The organism is Streptomyces torulosus (genome assembly GCF_001419765.1).
Classification (GTDB): domain Bacteria; phylum Actinomycetota; class Actinomycetes; order Streptomycetales; family Streptomycetaceae; genus Streptomyces; species Streptomyces torulosus.
This window is the reverse complement of record NZ_LIRK01000407.1, coordinates 1-4,166: the sequence shown is the minus strand read 5'-3', so window position 1 is coordinate 4,166 and position 4,166 is coordinate 1. Positions and strand designations below refer to the sequence as shown.

Sequence of the window (4,166 nt, the reverse complement as noted above, 5' to 3'; positions counted from 1 at the left end):
ACGGACGGCCCGGCGGGTGTCCCCGCGGTGGTCAGCAGTCGTAGTCGATCAGGTCGAAGGACGCGTAGTGGTCGGCGGTGTAGTAGTCCTCCTGGTGCTGCTGCCCGGTGACGATGCGACGGGCGCCGCGGGTGGAGGAGCCGGGTGTCTTCACCGTGTACTCGTGGTAGTAGCCGCTGGACCGCGAGGGCAGGACGCGCTCCCGGTTCTGGAAGACGCTGCCGTCCTGCGTGTAGGGGAACGGGCCTCCCCGCTCGATGAGGTTCAGCGTGGTGTACGCCTGCGACGGCAGACGGCTGTGGCAGATGCTGCCGACCGCGGCGGACGAGGTGTCCGCGGCGTTGGCCGTGACGGTGCTGCCGCCCACCAGAAGGGCGGACAGCAGGGCGGCAGTGGCGCCGAGACGCGTGGCGCGCGCTGTGCGTGGGGGGAATCTCATGGCCTCATGATGACGCGCGTAGACGATGGCATGTCAATGACAAGTCCAAGGATTCGGCGGGCACGTCCGTGAAGTTCTCCGGGAGTTAACCGGAGTTCACGGACAGCCTGTCCTCCTTCACATACGACGCCCCGTCAGGCGTCCTCGGGCAGAGCGAAACTGCCGTAGGAGGGGCGCCCCTCCCGCTCGTAGGTCTGGATCGAGACGCCCTTGCCGGTGATCCGGCCTCCCGCGTGCCGGAAGGCCGTCGGCACGGCTCCCTCCCGGAACAGCCGGAGGCCGGAGCCGAGCGCCACCGGGAAGGTCAGCAGGTGCAGGGTGTCGAGCAGGCCGAGGTCGATCAGGGAACCGACCAGCGCCCCGCTGCCGTGCACCTGGAGTTCGCCCTCGGTGCGCTCCTTGAGGGCGGTGACCTGGTCGGCGAGGTCGCCGCCGAGGACCGTGGTACCGGACCACTCAGGGTCGGTGAGGGTCGTGGAGGCGACGTACTTCGGCAGCGTGTTCAGCTTGCCGGCGACGGGGTCGGCCGGGTCGGTCACCTTCGGCCAGTACGAGGCGAAGATGTCGTACGTCCGGCGGCCGAGGAGGAACGCGCCGACCCTGCCGAAACTCTCCTCGACGAACTTCCCGAAGTCGTCGTCGGCGTACGGAAAGCTCCAGCCGCCGTGCTCGAAGCCACCGCGGGTGTCCTCCTCGGGGCCGCCGGGGGCCTGGTAGACGCCGTCGAGGGTGACGAAGACGGTCGAGACGAGCTTGCCCATGGCGATCGCCTGCTTCCTGGTGCGGGATCTGTTGTCATCACCTCAGACCCCGCGGGCGCCCGCAACTCATCGGTGCGGCCGGGACGGGTGCTGTCAGGCGCCCAGTTCCTGGAAGCGTGCCGCCAGCCTCGTCCTGCCCTCGTCCGTCAGGGAGCCGTGGAGGCGCAGGCGGGAGATGCCGCCGTCCGGGTAGATGTCGATGCGGGCGTGGGTGGCCACCGCGGGCTCGGGGAGGACGAAGCGGTGGTCGGTGTCGGGCTGGAGGCGGGTGCGCGGGAGGATCTCCGTCCAGGCGCCGTCCTCGCCGTCCCGGACCGAGACACTGGCCCAGCCCGCCGCGTTGCCCTTCAGACAGGCCGTGTCGATCTCCAGGGCCCGGATCTCGGACTGCGCGGCCAGGCGGTAGCGGATCCAGTCGTTGCCCTGGTCACGGCGGCGACGGGTCTCCCAGCACTCGTGCATGACCCGGGCGCGGCCGGGCTGGATGGTGTTGGTGGCCGGCGAGTAGAAGAGGTTGGAGGCGTCCTCCGCCCGGCCGCCGTTCTCCAGGGCGACCACGTCGAAGGTGCCGAGGACGTCCAGCCACGTGGGGTCCGGGACGACCTCGCCGTACACCCGCAGACGGGCGATGCCGCCGTCGGGGTGCTGGTTGACGCGCAGGTGGGTGAAGCGCTGTTCGACGGAGACGGCGAAGCCGTTCGCCGCGTGGCCGCCGACGGGGGTGCGCGGTACGAGGGTCGTCCACTTCACGTCGGAGGCGAGGAGGTCCTCGGGCGAGGGGGTGCCCGGCACCGAGGTGGCCTCGACCGAGACCGCCTGCGGGTAGTTGCCGCGGAAGTGGGCGGTGTCCACGACGATGCCCCGGACGACGCCGGGCGCGCCCAGGCGGACCAGCGCCCAGTCGTGGTCCTCGGCGGTCGGCCAGGGGTGGTCGGCCGAGGCGCCCCGGCGGCGACGGGTCTCCCAGCCGTCCATGATCTTGCCCTTGTGCCCGAAGTGCTCCGGGTCGAACTCGGCCCGCTCCGGCAGCAGCAGGTTCTCCCGCTGTGCGAAGAACTCGTCGTTGGCGGCGATGACACCGGCGCCGAGCCGGCGGTCGGCGAGGTCGGCGTAGTGGGTGAAGGGGAGGTCGGCGGTGCGGTAGTCCGCGTACGGGTCACCGCCGCCGTACGGGTTCGCGTCGCCGGTGAAGTTCACGATCGCCGTCACGTTGATCAGGTCTGCCTCTCGGGTGTGGGCCGCTGCGGGTGCGGGAGGGGATCAGGGGGTGCGGGTGAGGAGCCGTCCCTTCGGCGCGGTGAACTCGCCGTCGGCGACGATGCGTTCGCCGCGCAGCCAGGTGGACCTGACGACGCCGTACAGCGTCCTGCCCGCGTACGCCGTCACCCGGTTGCGGTGCTGGAGGGCCGCCGGGTCGACGGTGAACGTCTCGTCCGGGGCGAGCACGGCGAAGTCGGCGTCGCGGCCCGCTTCGATGGCGCCCTTGTGGTCGAGGCCGACGAGGGCGGCCGTGCGGGTCGACATCCAGCGGACCACGTCCTCCAGGGTGTGGCCGCGTCCGCGGGCCTCCGTCCAGACCGCGGCGAGGCTCAGCTGGAGGCCCGAGATGCCACCCCAGGCGGTGGCGAAGTCGTCGGTCTTCAGATCGGCCGTGGACGGGGAGTGGTCGGTGACCACGCAGTCGATCGTGCCGTCGGCGAGCGCCCGCCACAGCAGGTCCTGGTTGGCGGACTCGCGGATCGGCGGGCAGCACTTGAACTCGCTCGCCCCGTCCGGGACCTCCTCGGCGGTCAGGGTGAGGTAGTGCGGGCACGTCTCCACGGTGATCCGTACGCCGTCGGCCTTGGCGGCGGCGATCAGCGGCAGCGCGTCGCTGGAGGACAGGTGCAGGACGTGTACGCGGGCGTCGAGCCGTCGGGCCTGGTCGATGAGGGCCGCGATGGCGCTGTCCTCGGCGTCGCGCGGGCGGGAGGCGAGGAAGTCGGCGTACCGGGGGCCGCCGCGCTGGGGGGCGGTGTCGAGGTGGGACGGGTCCTCGGCGTGCACGATGAGCAGCCCGCCGAAGCCGGCGATCTCGGCCAGGGAGCGGGCGAGCCGCTCCTGGTCGAGGTGCGGGAACTCGTCGACGCCGGACGGGGACAGGAACGCCTTGAAGCCGAAGACGCCGGCGTCGTGCAGCGGGCGCAGGTCCTTGACGTTGCCGGGCAGCGCGCCGCCCCAGAAGCCGACGTCGATGTGCGCCTTGTCGGCGGCGACCTCCTGCTTCGTACGGAGGTGGTCGACGGTCGTGGTCGGCGGCAGGGAGTTGAGGGGCATGTCGACGAGGGTGGTGATGCCGCCGGCGGCCGCGGCCCGTGTCGCGGTCCAGAAGCCCTCCCAGTGGGTACGGCCCGGATCGTTGACGTGCACATGGGTGTCGACCAGGCCCGGCAGCAGGACGTCGTCGCCGAGATCCTCCAGGCGGGCGCCGGGGGGCAGGTCGGCGTCGTACGGGAGGACGGCCGTGATGCGGCCGTCCGCGACCGCGACCGCGGCGGGGCGCGATCCCTCGGGCGTGATGACCCGCGTCGAGCGCAGCACCAGTTCAGCGTCGGACACCCGGACCCCTCTCGTCCTGCCGTCGTTTCTCTTCCGCGTCCGCCGGATTTACTTCCACGTAACGGAATTCAACGTTCTGTTGAAGGAGTCTTCACTCCAGGTCGGGCCCCGTCAAGAGCCCCCTCCCCCACTCTGCACCTCACCCCACCACTATGGACATTTTCACAACTCGGAATGAGAATTCCGCCAGGCAGAACATAGTGACGCGCAAGCGGGCAGTCAACGAACTGCCCGGTAGGCTGCGACTTCGCCCGCCTTCGTGAAAGGACCCGCGCCGTGCCGACGTCCAGCGCCAGCACCACCGACTCCACCAAGTCGTCCTCGTCCAGCGGCGGCGTCCAGTCCCTCGAGCGCGCCTTCGACCTGCT

General features: G+C 71.0%; 4 protein-coding genes and 1 pseudogene. 1 reads left to right on the top strand and 4 read right to left on the bottom strand.

Features of this window, described 5'->3' with window-relative positions:
• Positions 1 to 31 precede the first annotated feature (31 nt).
• The 4 genes from AOK23_RS26885 to allB form a co-directional block, all read right to left on the bottom strand.
• Complete coding sequence (locus tag AOK23_RS26885; protein ID WP_055715211.1) at positions 32 to 439, bottom strand: guanyl-specific ribonuclease; 408 nt, start codon at positions 437 to 439, stop codon at positions 32 to 34.
• A gap of 134 nt (positions 440 to 573) precedes the next feature.
• Positions 574 to 1,200, bottom strand: coding sequence for a dihydrofolate reductase family protein (locus AOK23_RS26880; protein WP_055715210.1), 627 nt, complete (start codon positions 1,198 to 1,200; stop codon positions 574 to 576).
• A 93-nt stretch (positions 1,201 to 1,293) separates the two neighbouring features.
• Complete coding sequence (alc, locus tag AOK23_RS26875) at positions 1,294 to 2,409, bottom strand: allantoicase (RefSeq protein WP_055715209.1); 1,116 nt, start codon at positions 2,407 to 2,409, stop codon at positions 1,294 to 1,296.
• A 51-nt stretch (positions 2,410 to 2,460) separates the two neighbouring features.
• On the bottom strand, positions 2,461 to 3,798 hold the full coding sequence (gene allB / locus AOK23_RS26870; RefSeq protein ID WP_055715208.1) for an allantoinase AllB: 1,338 nt from the start codon (positions 3,796 to 3,798) through the stop codon (positions 2,461 to 2,463).
• A gap of 276 nt (positions 3,799 to 4,074) precedes the next feature.
• On the opposite strand from allB, the pseudogene AOK23_RS47065 reads away from it, so the two are divergent.
• Positions 4,075 to 4,166, top strand: a pseudogene (locus AOK23_RS47065) (IclR family transcriptional regulator); the annotation flags it as partial.

Coding starts and splice junctions, on each gene's coding strand:
- AOK23_RS26885 (WP_055715211.1), bottom strand. CDS start 439: ATGAGATTCCCCCCACGCACAGCGCGCGCCACGCGTCTCGGCGCCACT.
- AOK23_RS26880 (WP_055715210.1), bottom strand. CDS start 1,200: ATGGGCAAGCTCGTCTCGACCGTCTTCGTCACCCTCGACGGCGTCTAC.